The 17,495-nt window shown below is 67.3% G+C and carries 13 protein-coding genes and 1 pseudogene; 7 read left to right on the top strand and 7 right to left on the bottom strand.

Annotated elements, in window-relative coordinates; all coding sequences use genetic code 11:
* Positions 1-202: 202 nt before the first annotated feature.
* Positions 203-739, bottom strand: coding sequence for a DUF4352 domain-containing protein (locus ABNF97_RS21365; RefSeq protein WP_349339548.1), 537 nt, complete (start codon positions 737-739; stop codon positions 203-205).
* A gap of 294 nt (positions 740-1,033) precedes the next feature.
* Between ABNF97_RS21365 and ABNF97_RS21360 the strand changes: the two genes are divergently transcribed.
* Positions 1,034-2,287 (top strand): hypothetical protein, encoded by a 1,254-nt coding sequence (locus ABNF97_RS21360; RefSeq protein WP_349339547.1) that lies wholly within the window; start codon positions 1,034-1,036, stop codon positions 2,285-2,287.
* Positions 2,288-2,405: 118 nt separating this feature from the next.
* Here the strand turns inward: ABNF97_RS21360 and ABNF97_RS21355 are convergent, their stop codons facing one another.
* The 5 genes from ABNF97_RS21355 to ABNF97_RS21335 all read right to left on the bottom strand — a co-directional run bounded on the left by ABNF97_RS21355 (position 2,406) and on the right by ABNF97_RS21335 (position 4,431).
* Positions 2,406-2,858 carry a hypothetical protein gene (locus tag ABNF97_RS21355; protein WP_349339546.1) on the bottom strand — a complete coding sequence of 151 codons (453 nt, stop codon included), beginning with the start codon at positions 2,856-2,858 and terminating at the stop codon, positions 2,406-2,408.
* Positions 2,833-3,513, bottom strand: coding sequence for a hypothetical protein (locus ABNF97_RS21350; protein ID WP_349339545.1), 681 nt, complete (start codon positions 3,511-3,513; stop codon positions 2,833-2,835). Before ABNF97_RS21350 ends, ABNF97_RS21355 begins: the two co-directional genes overlap by 26 nt.
* Positions 3,513-3,770 (bottom strand): hypothetical protein, encoded by a 258-nt coding sequence (locus ABNF97_RS21345; protein ID WP_349339544.1) that lies wholly within the window; start codon positions 3,768-3,770, stop codon positions 3,513-3,515. The genes ABNF97_RS21350 and ABNF97_RS21345 overlap by 1 nt, the downstream gene beginning before the upstream one ends.
* A 20-nt stretch (positions 3,771-3,790) precedes the next feature.
* Positions 3,791-4,054, bottom strand: a complete 264-nt coding sequence (locus ABNF97_RS21340) for a hypothetical protein (RefSeq protein ID WP_349339543.1) — start codon at positions 4,052-4,054, stop codon at positions 3,791-3,793.
* Between the two features lie 155 nt (positions 4,055-4,209).
* Positions 4,210-4,431 carry a winged helix-turn-helix domain-containing protein gene (locus ABNF97_RS21335; RefSeq protein WP_349339542.1) on the bottom strand — a complete coding sequence of 74 codons (222 nt, stop codon included), beginning with the start codon at positions 4,429-4,431 and terminating at the stop codon, positions 4,210-4,212.
* Positions 4,432-4,788: 357 nt separating this feature from the next.
* On the opposite strand from ABNF97_RS21335, the gene ABNF97_RS21330 reads away from it, so the two are divergent.
* The 6 genes and pseudogenes from ABNF97_RS21330 to ABNF97_RS34255 form a co-directional block, all read left to right on the top strand.
* A complete protein-coding gene (locus tag ABNF97_RS21330) occupies positions 4,789-5,106 on the top strand; it encodes a DivIVA domain-containing protein (protein ID WP_349339541.1) in 318 nt (105 codons plus the stop codon).
* On the top strand, positions 5,058-7,325 hold the full coding sequence (locus tag ABNF97_RS21325; RefSeq protein WP_349339540.1) for a hypothetical protein: 2,268 nt from the start codon (positions 5,058-5,060) through the stop codon (positions 7,323-7,325). The genes ABNF97_RS21330 and ABNF97_RS21325 overlap by 49 nt, the downstream gene beginning before the upstream one ends.
* 186 nt (positions 7,326-7,511) lie before the next feature.
* Entirely contained in the window at positions 7,512-10,640 is a 3,129-nt protein-coding gene (gene drmD / locus ABNF97_RS21320) for a DISARM system SNF2-like helicase DrmD (protein WP_349339539.1), read from the top strand.
* A complete protein-coding gene (locus ABNF97_RS21315; RefSeq protein ID WP_349339538.1) occupies positions 10,637-14,704 on the top strand; it encodes an Eco57I restriction-modification methylase domain-containing protein in 4,068 nt (1,355 codons plus the stop codon). The genes drmD and ABNF97_RS21315 overlap by 4 nt, the downstream gene beginning before the upstream one ends.
* Before the next feature lie 31 nt (positions 14,705-14,735).
* Complete coding sequence (locus ABNF97_RS21310; protein WP_349339537.1) at positions 14,736-16,349, top strand: exonuclease domain-containing protein; 1,614 nt, start codon at positions 14,736-14,738, stop codon at positions 16,347-16,349.
* 81 nt (positions 16,350-16,430) lie between these two features.
* Positions 16,431-16,793: pseudogene (locus ABNF97_RS34255) on the top strand (AAA family ATPase); the annotation flags it as partial.
* Positions 16,794-16,988: 195 nt separating this feature from the next.
* Here ABNF97_RS34255 and ABNF97_RS34250 read toward each other — a convergent pair.
* Positions 16,989-17,438, bottom strand: coding sequence for a type II toxin-antitoxin system VapC family toxin (locus ABNF97_RS34250; protein WP_502930534.1), 450 nt, complete (start codon positions 17,436-17,438; stop codon positions 16,989-16,991).
* Between the last annotated feature and the right edge of the window lie 57 nt (positions 17,439-17,495).

Genomic DNA, 17,495 nt, shown 5'->3' with positions numbered 1-17,495 from the left:
GGCAAATCGGTATATCGAGCTCTCTGGGGCCTTTTCCCGGCCGTTCGGCGGGACCGATGCCCGGTCGTCCGGGTTGATCCGACCCGGGGGAGAGGGATCACGCCCAGGCGGCGTGCCAGTCGCGGCAGAACGGGGAGGGAGCGGCAGGGCCGGGGAGCTGTCGTCCGGCCGGCCCCGGCACATGCCTGTGGCAGGCGGGGTATCAGCCGAGCTGGACGGTAATTCCACCGGAAAAGAGCGAGTCGTGCAGCTCCAGCTTGGCGAGCTTGCCGCCCTTCGGGATGTCGAAGACGAGTACGCCGGTGATGCCGTTACCTGGGTTGATCTCGTTGAAGAGCGCGTCGGCGTCCTTGTTGGCGTAGAGGCCGGCTTCCGAGTCGGTGGAGTACTCGGTACCGTCGGCGGCGTACGCCTTCTGGTTGCTGTCGCTGAACGACTGCGGCTCCTTGCCGATGTTCTTGACGTTCACGGTGACCAGGCAGAACTGTCCCTGGGCCGTGGCGCCGAGCAGGTCGGTGCCGACCTTGCGTACGCCGCACTTGACCGACTTGACGGTGAACTCGAACTTGCCGTCCCGGACGGCGTCGCCGACCTTGGCGACCTTGGCCCCCGCCTTCTCCTCGGTGCCGGCGCCGCTGTCTCCGCTGATGCCGGAGCCGCCCTGGTCAGTGCTGCCGGCACCGCAGCCCAGCGCGACGGCGCCAGCCAGCAACAGGCCGATCAAGCTGATCTTCCGCATGACTCTCCTCCTTGGACGTGATGTCGGCGTCAAGGAAATCATCGCTTGTGTACTCTGTCAACAGAGAATCGATGTGAAGGACTTAGTATCCTGTGTCATGCTTGTTCAACTCGGGGTCAAAGTAAGTCTGCCGGTCAGGCGATCGGCGGCCGTCGCTGCCCGTTCGGCCAGGCCGCGGCTCTTTACTCGTGACCATCCAAACCCGACACTCAGTTGGTCACCGAAGAGCGGCGAGCCCCTCATGCTCGGTCAAGATCAGCTTCCGAACCCCTGCCCGTACGTCAGGAGCCGACGATGGATGACGAGATTCAGCTGATCAGTGACGGGGATGGCCTGGCTGTCATCGGTGATCCGACGGTGGTCGAACGCTTCCTCGTCTCCGAGGGGCTGCCGTCGAAGGACCTCGGACTGCATCGGCTCGGACCTGCCCTCGGTGTGGCGGCGGGAGTCGCACAGGCAGGTTCCGTGATCGCCGCCAACTCAGGTCGCTGGATGAAATTGACCGAGGAGTCCGCGAGGATCGCGACGAGGTTCCCGCTGGTCAAGAACGTGGCCTCCGGCAACCTCCATGCCACGCTGCGGGCGCCGAACGGCCAATTCGTCAAGAACCTCCAGTTCGTGCCCGGACCCGGATCGCTGCTGACCAACCCCGCGCTCCTGGCTGGCGCGGCGGGGCTCATGGCACAGCTTGCGATGCAACACACCATGGAGGAAATCACCGACTATCTCGCCACAATCGACGAGAAGGTCGACGACGTGCTCCGCGCCCAGAAAGACGCTGTGCTGGCGGACATGATCGGGGCGGACTTCGTCATCGAGGAGGCCATGACCATCCGAGGGCAGGTGGGCCGGGTCTCCGAGGTCACGTGGTCGAGGATGCAGGCCACGCCGATGACAATCGCACGAACTCAGGCGTACGCGTTACGCCAGCTCGGCGCACTCGCGGAGAAGCTGGAGCGCAAGACCAAGGTCGGAGACCTCGCCAAGGCCGCCAGGGAAGCGGAGTCCAGGGTTCAGGAGTGGCTCGCTGTACTGGCTCGTTGCTTCCAACTGCAGGACGCGATCGCCGTGCTCGAACTCGACCGCGTGCTGGGCGCGTCTCCGGACGAGCTGGACCGGCATCGCCTCGCACTTCGGGCTGTCCGGCAGAACCGGCTGGAACTCATCTCACGGTGCACCGTGCGACTGCTGGCCCGTCTGGAAGCGGCTGCTGGCACGGCCAACACCAAAGTGCTGACTCATCCGTTCGAAGCCCCGGCTGTGGTGCAGTCGAGCAACCATGTCTCGATCGCCATCATCGATTTCCACGGGCGGCTCGGGATCGAACGCGTACGAAAGTCGTCGGAGGCGAGGCGGTGGGCGGACGCGGCCAAGGAGGTGAGGAACAGGGCGCTCGGGACAGGGGCAGACGGCGTCGATGCCGCCAGGCGCCTCGGCCACGGGACCCTCGACCGGGCCAAGTCGGCGACAGGCATGCTCTCCAACCGGATCGCCGAGCGAGCGCTCCGTCGCCGAGGCGACGCCGAGGAACGCGGCGAGGAAGACTGAGTGCCCGCTGACCGTCAGCCACCTCTCGAATCGCAGGACTTCACAGCCGAGCGCCCGGTAGGGCCGAGACCTTTCCCTCTGCGGTTCTGAGCGCTGCTGATGGCTTTTTGGCTGGCGGTCAGGAAGCGCTGCTGTCTTGCCATTGCGCGGCAAGAGCCTCTGCCTGCGCCAAGAAGTCGTCGAGTTGCTGCTCGGACATATCTTCGTCAGCCACGAGCTTGAATAGGAGCTGTCCCTCGATTTCGGTAATCGTCCCGATGTCGAGTCGGTCGACGGTCTCCGCGACGCCCGGCGCATCCAGGTCAAGTGTGGCGCAGATCAGCGCCTCGGCTTCCTGGGCGGGGAGGTCGCGGCCTTCGGACAGGAAGGTGCGCGCGTCTGCGACAAGCTGGATGATCTCATCCATGTCCCTTCGCTGCCCGAACCGCCGATGAACGGCGAGGTTGAAGGCGAAGCCGATTATTGCAGCCGGAGTACCCTTGCCCTGGCTCTCGAACTCTGCCAGGAGCGCGTCGTATGCCTCCCAATCCTGCTGGAGAATTGACTTAAGAAATTTCGTGTTGTCGTCCACTACCGTCGCCCTTCTGTTCTTTACGTTGCGCGCTCTTCGTTCTAGCCTTACTGCGAAGTCTGGCGGCCACCTCGGCGCCTTTGATCCCGAGGAGCGCGACAGCGAACGCCGCGAGGAGGGCGTCTCCGGCCGACGCATCCTGGGTCTTGACGGCGGTGATCGCGGGCTGAGGCGACTTGGGTACCGCAACTCCGCCGGAGCCCGTCGCGTCCTTGATAGCCGTCGCGATCTTCTTCGCATGCTGGAGCCCGTCGTCGGCGTTCGGGACGGACGCCGTACGACCGAGCAGCTTCGAAGACAGGGAGCCTTGTCCGGCTGTGGCGGCGAGGATGCGGTCGCCAGAAGCATCGGCTTCTGGAGCTGATGAGCGCGGTGGGAGAGTGCCAGGAGCGATGGAGTTGATGTAGGCGGTGAAGTGCTCGGCAGCCTCGGAGAGCAGGCGGGCGGTCTTTCCTGCTTTCTCCCCGGCGGTCCGCGAGTCGACCACCGCCGTACGCATCAGCCTGTCGGAGGTCCCACGGGAAGCCTCGGTGTAGGCGGCGAATGCCTCTTGCGCCTGGTCCTGAGCCCTTTTGGCGGTTACGGCGGTCTCGTCGATCAGGCCCAGCACCGTGCGGAACTGAGCCACGACGTCGCCCACGGAGGTGCCGGCCATCAGAGTTTCAAAGCGTACTCGGTCGCGGCGTCGGCACCAGAGCCAAGCAACTCGGCGACCCGCGACGCTTCCTTGATCGCTTCCTTCAGCCTCTTCAGACCTGCTTCGGCCTCGTCGTGCGTGCTGTCGTGGGCCGTTGCGGCGGCCGATGTCAGAGCCTGCGCGGTCCGGTCCCGGACTTCCTGTACCAAGACGCTCCCATCCTGGGCAGCCTGGTTGCCTCGACTGATGGTCGCCTTCACCTGAGTGATATCCACCGGACGTCCTTGAAGCCCGCTTAGCCGAGGACGCCGACGTACTCGCGGGCGGCGGTGGCGCTGCCCTGGAGGAGAGTGGCTGCCTCGTGGAGACGCTGCCTACTCTGCTCGGCGCGCTGAATGGCCTCAAGGACCTTGGCATGGTTGGTGCCAGCAGCGACGCCTCGGAGACGGGTGAGAACCTGTTCGGTCTGCTCGGCGGCCGAGCGGATCTGGTTGAGCGTGGCGTTGCCCTGCTCGGCGGCCTGCGCAAGTGCGGCTTTGACTTCCTCGATGCTGGTCATCTGATCCTCCCCGACTGCCCGTACGGCGTTGGACGTGAGCCAGCGCAAATGGACGCCGCTGGTGTCACTCCTGCGTGGCCGAACGAACACTATCCGAGATGGTCTAAGGATGCAGTCCGGTCAATCGCTTGCCCGGTGTCGGGTCGTGGCAGTCCCTACTTCGGCTTGGTCACGAAGACGCCCTTGCCCTGGTGGCCTTCCAAGAGGCCCTCCGCTTGCAGGATCAGCAGGGCCGAGCGGACGGGTTCGGCGGACACGTCGTAGATCGCGATCAGTTGGCGGAGCGACGGTAGCTTGTCGCCCGGCTTGTACTCACCCGAGGCGATCTTGTCGCGGATGTCCTGTGCAATACGTTGACGGTCTGAGATTCGGGGCATGGCAACTTCCTGGTAGGCCCCTGCATCCTCTCATGATCGCCAACGAAGCCTCAAGACTTTGCCTGCTTTGCATGGTTAGCTCTTGTCCTCCCATGCTTTGCATTGTAAGTTGCTCCTGCGGGACGCCTGGCAACGGAAAGCCTGGTAGGCAACCGGCCCTCCGGTTGGGCATCCGCTGCTGGCACGGCTGGTGATCTCCCCACTGGCCGTGCCGGCCCTGAGTCACGCCCTGCTGCCGTGCGTGTTGCTCGTGCGTGTGGTGGTGGGGCGGGGTGGTCCCGGTCTGGGGTAGGGCAACCCGAAGGTCGGGTCGGGGCCACCCACCCACGTCCTGTTCTCCGTGAGGCTGGTGAGGTCATGCGTGCTCTGTTCCGGTGGTTGTTCCGGCGGGAGGAGTCGTCGCTGCGGCGGCTGGGCTCGGCGTACCGGTCAGCGGTGTATCGGCCGTTGTTGCCGTCGCAGGTGCGGTTGCGCCGGTTCGCCCCGGTCGGTTTCGGTCGGCGGGGGGTTGATCCGGAGGAGGTGACGGAGTTTCTGGAGCAGGTCGCCGGTGATCTGGCCAGGGCGTACGCCGAGTTGGCGGGTGTCCGGGAGCAGAACGCGCGGATCAAGGATGCGCTGCGGCGGTGGCAGTCCCGGCAGGTGTCGACGGCGCACGGGTTGGCGCGGCGTTGATGGCCGGACCTGCGGTGGTGGGGTGCCGGTCGTGTGACGGCCTCTCCTTCACCCTCGACCCGTGCCGCTGCACCTACGGCGGCAACCGTCTCCTGGTCGACGACAGCATCGGCGACGGCGGGGCGGACCGGCGGGGGGCGGGGGAGGTGTACCAGGACTGCCTGGAGTGTCAGGGGGTCGGCACGGTCGGCCGGCCCTGCTTCGACTGCGGGCAGACCGGGCGGCGCCGCGCCCAACTCGTGCTCAGCATGGCGAACCTGGACACCGGGGCGGTGGCCTCGGCGAACGTCGTACCCGGGGTGGTGGAACCGGTGCCGTGGCCCGGCGACGGCGGTGGGAGCTGGCATCTGCCGCTCGCTCCGCTGCTGCGTGACCTGGCCGCCGCCGTCGGTGTCGGCTCCGGCGCGTGGGCGGATGTCCGCCAGCCCGGTGACCCGGACGGGCCGCTGATCCTGCTGCCCCGCGCCTGGCGGCCGGAGCATTCGGCGACGGTCCGGGAGGTGCTGGAGGCCGAGGCGATCGCGGGGGAGAGCAACGAGGCGTGGCGGCTCTATCTCGGCCGGGCCACGGTCGCGCCGCCCCGGGAGCCGGCGGCCGAGCTGGCCAGGTTGTGCCGGCTGGCTGATCTGCTCTGCCTGGACCTGGTGGTCGAGGCCCGCCGCCTGATCGCCACCGACGGGCTGACCTGGGCGATCCGGTTCGAGGTGCCGGGTGGGCCGGTGCCGTCCGAGGCCCGCGGCTACGCCGACGACCTGGCCGAAGCGCTCACCACCACCAGCGTGCTCGACGCCTGTTACGGCCTGGAGGAGCGCGGCGAGGCGGCCCCCGCCCACCATGTGACCCTCGGCCAGCCGCCACCGGACCCGTCCACGGTCGACCTGGACCAGCTCGAACGGCGGATCCTCGCCGACTGCCTCGACCTGGTCACCGGCGAGCCGACCGCCGGGGCGCAGGCGATCTGGCGCAACGGCCGCTGGTGGCACACCAGCCTGCGTACCGCCGGGACCACGGAAACCCTCACCGAGTGGTCGACCGGGCAGATCTACAGCCGGCGCGCGACGAAACTGCGCCGGGGATGGCAGCCGCCGGCACCGTCGTGGCAGGACTCGCCCATCCCGTACGTCGACTGCCCCGACTGCGACCCGCACAGCCGACTCCGCCACTGCGACTGTCGACTCGGCACCGACCGCGCCGACCCCGACTGCCCGAAGTGCGCCGGCTCCGGCCGCAGCCCGTCACTACTGCGCTGCCACACCTGCCGAGGCACCCGCCGACTCCACACCGAGGCCGCGATCACGATCACCGACCTCGCCGGCCGGGTCGTACACCTCAGCTGGCGCAGTGACGCGGCCGGCTGGCGTACCGGCGAATTCGCCTGGCACGACGACCCCACCCGCCACCCGGCCGATCAAGCCGGACCGGGCGACGACCCGGCCCAGCCGGCGGGCGAGGAGACCTGGCGGACCGGCCGGCAGGTGCCAGCACCGCACGTGGCAACCCACCCCGGCGGCAAACCACTACACCAACTCCCCGACCAGTTCCGGCTCGCCGGCTGGGCCGACCACTTCCGGGTACGCCCGCAAGACCTGGTCGAACTCGACGGCGGCGGCCGCCTCGACCACGATCTCCGGAACGGCACCGTCACCCTGCACCACCCCGACGCCGACCCACTGACCGAATACCTACGCCAGACCGCCCGGGGCCGACCCGGCGGCCGGCTCCTCGTCCTGGCCCGCCGACCCGACGCACCACCGCTGGCCGACCTGGTCCGGCTCGTCCTCGGGCTACACCTGACGGTGACGATCACCCTCACCGACCACGTCCGCAACACCGGCGACCTGCGCCTCATCCAGGGCGAAAGCTGGGACGTCACCATCACCCGCCTCGGCGACCCGCCCACCCCGGCCAACCCACCCACCTACCCCACCCCGGAAGCCGCGACCGCGCACTGCCTCGAATACCTCGACCTCGCCACCACCGGCAACATCCCCACCAACCCCCACCAGCCCATCCCGATACCGCAGACCCCGACCCCGATCACCATCGACGACCCACTACCCCTACTCCGCCGACTCGCCTGCCACCACCCCGGCCAGCCCGTCGCCGTCCACTACGACGGCGTCACCTGCCAGATCTGGCTCCGCGAACGCGACGACGTACGCCAACTCGCCACCGCACCCACCCTGCCCGCCGCCATCGGCACCCTCGGCCTCTCCTGAGCGATCACCCGAGCGGCCGCTCGGTCACCGGTGGTGGAACGACTGGCTACGAGGATGTCCATTCGGTCAATCCGAGTTGCCTGTGAATCCGACACACAGGCATGACCAGGGACTCGACTTGTGTCACCGGGGCGCGTAGGGTCATTCCGCACCTACGAGTCGTTGCGGGCCGATGAGGGGAGTCTCGTGCCGAGCGCAACCAAGGATGAGCTGACGATCGGGGCGCTGGTCGCGGTGCGCGGTCAGCGGTGGGTAGTCAGCGACGTCCAGATCGGTGAGCATAACAGCCTGGTGAGCCTCCAGTCCGTCGAGGACGGGCGATACGGCCACACCCTCGACGTCATCTGGGAGGTGGAGGCCGGTCGACAGGTGCTGCCGAGCGGTTCGCTGCCACAGGTTACCGAGGGCAGCTTCGATCCGCCGCAGCGGCTTGCCGCCTTCCTCGACGCGGTCCGGTGGTCGGCGGTCACCTCGGCCGACGTGAGGACCCTCCAGGCGCCGTTCCGGTCCGGGGTGGCGATCGAGGACTACCAGTTGGAGCCGGTCGCCCGCGCCGTCGACGCGCCCCGGGTGAACCTGCTGCTCGCTGACGACGTGGGTCTCGGCAAGACCATCGAGGCCGGCCTGGTCGCCCAGGAGTTGCTGCTGCGGCACCGGGCACGGCGCATCATGATTGTCTGCCCGGCGGGTCTGACCCTCAAGTGGCGCGACGAGATGGCGGAGAAGTTCGGCCTGGACTTCATCGTCGTCGACACCGAGCGGTGCGCGGTCGTCCGACGTACCCACGGGTCGGCGGCGAACCCGTTCCGGGTCTATCCGCTCTGCATCGTCAGCCTGCCGTGGTTGCGTGGGCAGAAGGCGCAACGACTGCTGGACGAGGTGCTGCCGCCGGACGGGCCGGGCATCCAGCGCGAGTTCGACCTGCTGATCCTGGACGAGGCGCACCACGTCGCCCCGGCCGCCCCGAAGCAGGTCTATGCGGTCGACTCGCAGCAGACGAAGCTGATCCGCCGGCTGGCACCGCACTTCACCCACCGGCTCTTCCTCTCCGCCACCCCGCACAACGGCTACCCGGAATCCTTCACCGCACTGCTGGAGACCCTGGACAACCAGCGGTTCCTCCGAGGTGTCCAGCCCGACGAGGCCGCGGTGAAGGACATCCTCGTACGCCGACTCAAGCGCCACGTCGTCGACGACGCCGGCCGGCCGAAGTTCCCGGAGCGGCGGGCCGAGGCGATCCCGGTCAGCTACCCGGACAGCGAGCGGGAGATCCACCGCCTGCTCAAGGAGTTCGCCGAGCTGCGCCGCAAGCGACTCAACTCGCAGCGCGGGCGCAAGGCGACCGACCTGGTGACCCTGCTGCTGAAGAAGCGTCTCTTCTCCAGCCCGGCCGCCTTCGCGCACACCGTCGGGGTCTACCTGGAGACGCTGCGCAGTCGACAGGCGCCGACCGGCCAACCGGGCGCCGACGAGGTGCCGGAGTGGCTGACCGACTTCTTCGACGACGTCGCCACCTACGACGACGAGCAACTCGCCGACGCCGAAGACGACGCACTCGGCCGGGCCCGGCCGATGCAGCCGGACGCCACCGCCGACGAGGTCGCCCTGCTGGAGCGGATGGAGCAGTGGGCGCTGACCCACGAGGCCCAGCCGGACGCCAAGGCCGAGGAGCTGATCAACTACCTGGTGGCGATCTGCAAGCCGGACGAGCGGCACTGGACGAACGAGCGGGTCGTGGTCTTCACCGAATACCGAGACACCCAGCTCTGGCTGGCCAACCTGCTGCGGCAGCGCGGCCTCGGCGGCGACGGCCTGGAGCTGCTGCACGGCGCCACCCCACAGGACGAGCGCGAGCAGATCCGGCTCGCCTTCCAGGCCGACCCGACCGAGCAGCCGGTGCGGATCCTGCTCGCCACCGACGCGGCCAGCGAAGGCATCGACCTCCAGAAACACTGCCACCGGCTGGTCAACTACGACATCCCGTTCAACCCCAACAAGCTGGAGCAGCGGATCGGCCGGATCGACCGGTACGGCCAGACCGTCCCGCCCGAGGTCCGGCACTTCGTCGGCACCGGCTGGGGGCACGAGGTCGACTCGTACGAGGCGGATCTGGAGTTCCTGTCCCGGATCGCCTCGAAGGTCGCCCAGATGGAGGCGGACCTCGGCTCGGTCAACGCGGTACTGGCCGACGCCGTGCAGCGCCGGATGCTCGGCGAGAACGTCGACTTCGACGCCACCACCGGCAAGGCACCGGCTCCGGCGCTGCCGACCGAGTCGAACGTCCGGGAGCAGGTGCGCAAACTCCGTGCCGACCTGGACAAGACCGTCGAAGAGCTGGGCATCACCCCGGACTCGGTCAAGCGGGTCGTGGACACCGCACTTGAGCTGGCCCGCCAGCAGCCGCTGCGCCAGCACGTGGACGACAAACTGCTGGTCGACGGGCTCTACGACGTGCCGCCGCTGACCGGGTCGTGGCAGCGGGCGACCGTCGGCCTGACCGAGAAGCTGCACCGGGAGGACGAGCCGCCGCGCCAGCTTCCGGTCAGCTTCGACCAGGCGGTAGCGAAGGATCACGACGACGGGATCGTGCTCGCCCACCTGAACCACCCGCTGGTCGCGATGTCGACCCGGCTGCTCCGGGCCGCCGTCTCCAACCCCGAGATCGGACTGCACCGGGTGGCCGCGGTCGTCTCGAACGATCCGGCGCTGGAAGATGTGCTGGTCGGGGCGTACTCCCGGTTCGTGCTGGTCGGCGCCGACGGCGTACGCCTGCACGAGGAGGTCCTCTACGCCGGCGGCTGGGCGCCGGAACAGGGCCGGTTCCGCCGCCTGGAGAACCTCGGCACCCTCGGCGCCATCCTCGACCGTGGGCTGACCATCGGCACCCCGGCCTCCGGGCCGGTCCAGGCGCGGCTCGCCGCCCGCTGGCCCCGGGTCGCCGACGGCCTGCTCGCCGCGATCGACTGGCGCGCCGCCGCCCGGCGTGAGTCGCTGGAACGCAAGCTCGCCCAGCGGCAGGAGACCGAGCAGCGCCGGATCGCCGACAACTTCGCGCAGTTCGCCGCGACCCTGAGCCGCAAACTCGACGAGGGCGACGAGCAGGACGCGCTGATCAGCCGGATCGAGGCGCGGAGCGGGGAAGAACTCAGGCAGTACCGCAGAGACCGCGAGTCGTGGGGGGAACGCGTGAAGGGCCTGGACGCCGAGCGGGACCGTGAAGTGAAGGCGGTCGCCGAGCGCTACCGCGACCCGCGGTCGCACCGGTTCCCGGTCGCCGTCGTCTTCGTCGTGCCGCAGCGGGAGGCGACCCGATGAGTCCGCGTACCTTCCGGAACCGGCGCCCCGCCCCCGACGGCGCCGAGCAGCACCGCGAATGGCTCAGCCTGGTCGAGACCAGCGGCCCGTTCCTCAGCCTGCCGGTGCTGCGCGCCACCTGGCCCACCCTGGACGCCCTCGACAGGAAGACCCGGGAGAAGCTGCGGGTCGAGCACGCCACCTGGCAGGCCGACACCGCCGACGGACACCGCGGCTGGATCGGGTACGTCCTGCGCGAGCTGCTCGGCTGGGGCGACGCGCTGCACGACACCGGCCTGGACGCGCTCGCCGTCGAGGTCGCCGAGCACGACACCGAGATCCGCCCGTCGTTCGCCCTGGTCGAGCCGGGGGAGGAGGTCAAGCCCGACAGCGTACGGCTGCTTGGGATGATCTGCCCGCCCGGCAACCAGCCGACCGCCCGGGTGCCCGGCTCGGCCTGGGCCGCCACCCCGGTCGACCGACTCGCCCAACTGTGCCGGCAGCACGGCGTCGAGCTGGGGCTGGTCACCGACGGACGGTGGTGGGCGCTGGTCTGGGCGCCGCGCGGGCTGACCACCACCGCGGTCTTCGACGCGGTCTCCTGGCCGGAGGCGGCCGAGCGGGTCGTCGTCCGGGCCTTCGTGTCGCTGTTGCACCGCCGCCGGTTCTTCGGGGTACCGGAGCCGGAAAGCCTGGTCCCGCTGCTCCGATCCAGCATGGACAGTCAGGAGGAGATCACCGAGGCGCTCGGCGTCCAGGTCCGCAAGGCGGTCGAGTTGCTGGTCGGTGCGTTCGGCCGCTCCGACGTGCGGGACCGGGAGCGGGGTGGACGCGGCCTCCAGGACGTCGACGCGCACGACGTCTACCGGGGCGCCGTGTCGGTGATGATGCGGATCGTCTTCCTGCTCTTCGCCGAGGAGCGCAAACTGCTGCCGGCCGACAACGAGCTGTATGCGACGGCGTACTCGGCCGGGCAGCTCTGCGCGGAGCTGGAGCAACGGGTCATCGAGGGCACCGAGGAGGACCTGGAGCACAGCAGCGCCGCCTGGCACCGGCTGCTCGCCCTCTTCCACGCGGTCTATCGGGGCATCGACCACCCCCGGCTCACCCTGCACGGGCACGACGGTTCGCTCTTCGATCCCGAGACGCACGCCTGGCTGCCGCTCAACATCGACGACCGGACCGTGCTGCACATGCTCCGCGCCGTGCAGTACGTCGAGATCGGCACCGGCCGGTCCCGGGAACGCCGCCGGCTCAGCTTCCGCACCCTCGACGTCGAACAGATCGGGTACGTCTACGAGGGTCTGCTCTCCTTCGAGGGCTTCCGGGCCGAGGACGTCACGGTCGGGCTGATCGGCAAGGAAGGGATGGAGCCGGAGGTCCCGCTCGTCGACCTGGAAGTGCTGGCCGCGCAGGCCGGGCCGGAGGTGCCGGCGTTGGCCGCACGGCTTGCGGAGAAGTACAAGGACTCGAAGGTCGGTTCGGTGGCGGCGCTGACCAAGAAGCTTGCCCCGCTGGACGGAATCGAGCGGGAAGAGGCCCGCAAGAAGCTGCTCGCGGTCACGGGTGGGAACTATCCGTACGCGGAGCGGCTGCTGCCGTTCGTCGGGATCATCCGCACCGACCTGCGCGGCCTGCCGGTGGTGATCCTGCCCGGCGCGCTGTATGTCACCGAGTCGGCGCTCCGGAAGAACACCGGTACGCACTACACGCCTCGGGACCTTGCCGAGCAGGTGGTCGAGGGTGCGTTGGAGCCGCTGGTCTACGAACCCGGTCCGTTGCAGACGGCTGACAAGACGCAGTGGAAGCCGAAGACGAGCAAGGAGATCCTGGCGCTCAAGGTCGCCGACATTGCGATGGGTTCGGCGGCCTTCCTGGTGGCGGCGGCCCGCTACCTCGGCGATCATTTGATCGCGGCCTGGAAGCGGGAAGGTGACGAGCGGGCGCGGGCGTATCTGGAGAACCCGCCGGACCACCGGATCGACGTCGACCAGGACCCGGTGGTCATCGAGGCCCGCCGCCAGATCATCGAGCACTGCCTCTACGGCGTGGACATCAACCCGATGGCCGTGGAGATGGCGAAGCTCTCGCTCTGGCTGGTCTCGATGGACCCACAACGCCCCTTCACCTTCCTCGACGACCGCCTGGTAGCCGGCGACTCCCTGCTCGGCATCACCTCGCTCGAACAGTTGGAGTACATGCACCTCGACCCAAAGCAGGGCCGAAAGCTCCACGAGAACACCATCTTCGACTGGACCTCGGGCGTACGGTCCCTGGTCGGCGAGGTGGTGAGGATCCGACAGCAGATCGCTGAGGTGAACCTCGGTGATGATCTATTGGGCGCGGTGCGACGGAAACGTGAAATCCTGAACGAGGCAGATCGGCAGACGCAACAGTTGCGCCTCCTTGCCGATCTGACCGTCGGGGCCGCCCTTGCCCACGTGAGCAAGGGTGAGCGCGGTTTGGACATTGGCTCGATCGCGGCAGCCAAGGTTGCGAACGACGTGGTTAAGGAAGAGCTACATGAAAAGGCAGCTCGCGAGCAGGCCGCGAAGTGGCTCGCCACAAGTCACCTCATCGGCGCCTTCAACCGAAATCCGCTTCATTGGCCACTCGTTTTCCCTGAGGTATTCGAACGAGGCGGCTTCGACGCCATAATCGGCAACCCGCCTTTCCTGGGCGGTAAGAAGATTAGTGGAGCGAGTGGTTCGGCATATCGCGAGTTCCTTGTCGAAGTCGTCGGGGGAGGGACTAAGGGTAACGCCGATCTTGTGGCTTACTTCGAGCTTTCCGCCCATAAATTACTTAACGGCTCGGGGTGTACCGGGCTGATTGCCACCAATACGTTAGCCCAAGGTGATACTCGGGAGGTTGGACTCGATCAGATCGTTGCGAGTGGAGTGATTATACGCCGGGCGGTCAAGAGTCGCCCCTGGCCATCGAGGTCTGCCGCTCTTGAATATTGTGCGGTTTGGACAAGTTGTCGGCCGCCCTTGAATGAATCGGACTATTTCGTAGACGGGGTGACTGTTCGCGGAATAAATTCTATGCTCGACCCGGTCTCACGAGTATCGGGTCGAGCGAGGCGGCTTGCCGCCAACTCGAGCATTGCCTTTATAGGCAACTTCGTTAACGGAATCGGATTCGTGGTGTCGGATGATGAGGCTGCTGAGATCATTTCGAAGAGTTCAAGGAGCCGGGAGGTTCTGTTCCGGTATTTGAATGGGCAAGACCTAAATTCTCGACCGGACTTTTCGGCTAGTCGTTGGATAATTGATTTCCGAGATTGGCCCCTAGAGCGGGCCTCTCGCTTCCCTGAGTGTCTCGATCGAGTGCGGAGTCTGGTAAAGCCAGTGCGGGATAGGCTTCCAGACTCTAAGCGGGCCACACGTGAGAGGTGGTGGCAGTTTGAGAAGTTGGCTCCAGGACTACGCGAGGCGATCAAGGGGCTAAACAGGGTCGTCGTCATGACGAGAGTGAGTAAGACGGCAATGCCTGTAATGGTTCCCACTGGTCAGGTGATCAGCGAACGAATCGTAGTATTTGCAACGGACGATATGGCAATGTTGGCGCTTTTGTCGAGTTCACCACATTTTTGGTGGGCTGTTCGGTATAGCTCAACTATGAAGGCCGATTTGATGTACGCTCCATCTGACGCATTTGAAACGCTGCCGCTTCCGGTGCCGTCGGAGCCGATGGGGCGAATCGGGGGAAAACTTGATGAGCGTCGAGCTGTGATAATGCTTGCGCGACGGACTGGGCTTACAACTATCTACAATCTCGTCGATGACGACGCTTGCTACGATAGCGACATACTCGAGCTTAGGCGAATCCACTGCGATATCGACGAGGCGGTCTGTCGAGCCTACGGCTGGGATGATCTGGTGGAACAGGGCCTCGATCACGGCTTCCACAAGGCCGGCGCGTACATCCGTTACACCATCGGCCCCGCCGTGCAGCGCGAGGTCCTTGACCGGCTGCTCGAACTCAATCACGAGCGCTACGCCGAGGAGAAAGCGAAGGGCCTGCACGACAAGAAGAAGCCCGGCCGCAAGGCGAGGTCTGAGCAGGCAGGACTTTTCTGAACTTCCGCACCCCCACTCGGAGGTTGTTTCCGTGTTCGTTCGTGGTCATCTCACCCGCCAAGGCGGCGTCGACCCGCGTGCTCTGACGTTCGCCGTCATCGACCTGGAAACCACCGGCCTGCATCCCAACCGGGGTTCCCGGGTCTGTGAGCTGGGGATCGTCCGGATGCGTGGCGACGGCGTGGTCCTCGACGAGTACTCCACCCTGGTCAATCCAGGGTTGCGGATTACCAACGACGAGTTCCACGAGATCACCAACGCCGACGTCAAGCATGCCCCCACCTTCAAGGACATTGCCGGCGATGTGCTGGCCTACCTGGGCGATGCCATCGTGGCGGGCCACAACCTGGACTTCCACGAGAAGTTCCTCGTCGCCGAGTTCGGTCGGCTGGGCGTCACCCTCCAGAACGTCCCCGGGCTCTGCACGCTCGTCACCGCAAGGATCCAGCTCGACCGGTGGGGCTACAAGCTGGACAACGTCGCCAACCTGATTACCGGCGAGTGGCCGTCAGCCCTCCACTCAGCGCTCGGGGACGCCCGCACGCTCGCCGCAACACTTGCGAAACTCATCGGCTCGGCGCCACAGCCGCTCGCCTGGCGAGGGCCGGCCCCAGCGCCGCTGCCCAGCCTGCCGCGTACCGGCATCGTCGCCCCTCGGGCGGCCGGGCTGCGTAAGGGCAGCGAAGGTTGGCTCGCCACCCTGACCGCGCGACTGCCGCAGATGGCGTACCCGCCACCGCCCCGGTCGGACGGGTCGCGGGACTATCGAACGCTGCTTGCCCACGCGCTCTCGGACGGCCGGATCGTCAGTGACGAGGCGGCCCAACTCGCGACCCTCGCCGCCCGCGCCGGGCTGACCCAGAGTACTGCCCGTCAGGTGCACGAGGAGTTCCTCACCGCGGCCCGTGCCCGCGCGGAGGCCGACGGCGTGGTGAGCTCGGCGGAGCTGAAGGAGCTGCAACGGGCCGCGCGGGAGCTGGCCGCCTCCCATCTGATCAGCGACCTGGAGCAGGCAGCCGCCGCGAACCGGGCCAGGAGCACCGGGCCGCTCAAGAGCTGGCGCATCCTGCCGGTCGGCGAATCAGCCAGCATCACCGAAGTCGTCGACTTCGCCGTCGAGCACGGTGCCAAGGTCGCCGTGAACATCACCAAGACCGTCCGACTCGTCGTCAACGACGGTGCCCGGGACGACCATCCCCAGTTGGCGAAGGCGCACGCTGCCGGCATCGACGTCGTACCCCCGGACCAGGCCCGGAAAATCCTGGAGAACGAGGTGGCGAAGCTGCGGCACGGCCTGTTCGCCAACCCGGCCGGTGAGGTGCTCGCCGGCCAACTCGCCGCCGAGCAGGCCGCCGCGACGAGGCCGGCTCGCCCGGAGTGGTACGAGTCCTGGCGGCCACGTGAACTGACCCCCGCCGAATACCACGCGACGTTCGTCCAGCGCCGGAACGGCTGGAAAGACTGGGATGACGAGGACGACAGCGGCCACCGCGAAATCCGGATCACCATCCCCGCCAGCACGCAGCGGGCACAACCGGCCCGCATGCCGGCCGCCAAACAGAACGGTGGCTGCCTCTCCGCCGTGATCCTCATCGGCGGGCTCCTCGTCGGCGTCGCCGAACTGGTCCGGCAGGTGGTCACGTGACGGATCGGAACGGTACGCGGCCGGGCGGGTCACGGCTGAGCAATGCACCGCGACGAGTAGAAAGCGGATGGGAGGTGCGCCATGGAGAAGCAGCTCATCGGGGTTGAGGTGGAGAACTTTCGCAGCCTGCGGAAGGTGTCGCTGCCGCTCGGGCCACTCAACGTGCTCGTCGGGCCGAACGGCGCTGGCAAGACCAACGTGCTGGAGGTGTTCCGGTTCCTGGCCGACGTGATCCGCACCGACCTGCAACCTGCGTTGGACCTGCGCGGTGGCTTCGATGAGCTGGTCTTCCGGGGTGGCGAGGAACAGCCTGCCCACATCCAAATCAAGCTCAGAGCCAACTGGACACCCCACAGCAGCCGGGATGCCCCAGACAGGTACTCGCTGCGGGTATCACACCTACGGCGCGGCCTTTCTCGACGAGAATCCTTCGAGTTCAACCGCAGTCAGGGTCGCGGCCGACGGATCACCCTGCACGGGCAGAAGGTGAGCGTAGTCGATGCCGGCCGAGGTGGCGGCGAGCAAGAGCTAGGCATCAGCGCGATGAGTAGCGGGCTATCAACCCTGCCAAGGCTTACCGACATCCGTGGAGGCAAGGAGGTCTCGGCGCTCGCGCGACGTATCTCCTCATCCCGCGGCCTAGTCCGTCCAGCCTTCCTGCACGACCCATCGGATCGGTTTGATCATGCTTACCCGGCTGCCCATCCCGATGAACTTGAAGTCCACCGTGGCGATGTCGAACACTTTGAGTCGCTCCGCAAGGGCTATCACAGTGGCATCGACGTAACCGAGCGGTGCTGTGACGAGCTGCCGCACCAGCTCGGCTGCTCGACGGCGATCCTCGTCAGCCGGATTCACGATGGTGTAGCCGTCCCCACCGCTGGTAACCGCATCGAGGAATTGCAGTTCCAGCGCGGGGCCGTTGCGCGTGTGGTTTCGGAGGAAGTTGCACGTCTCGCCAAGGACCGGTTCAGGGATGAGAAGCTGTCCGGGCCACTCTGCCAGCAGCCGGAGGCAGGTGGCATGGTGCTGGTCACCTCGGTCGAAGCTTGCGATCAGCGGGCCGGAATCGCAAAGCAGCTCTCTCATGCGCTGCGTCGGACCGAGTCGATCGCCTCGACGATCTCCCGATCACGGCGTGCCTCG

The sequence above is a fragment of the Plantactinospora sp. B6F1 genome (assembly GCF_040120695.1).
In the GTDB taxonomy this organism is placed as follows: Bacteria; Actinomycetota; Actinomycetes; order Mycobacteriales; family Micromonosporaceae; genus Plantactinospora.
Note: the sequence above shows the minus strand (reverse complement) of the source record. Positions and strands in the feature narration are given on the sequence as shown.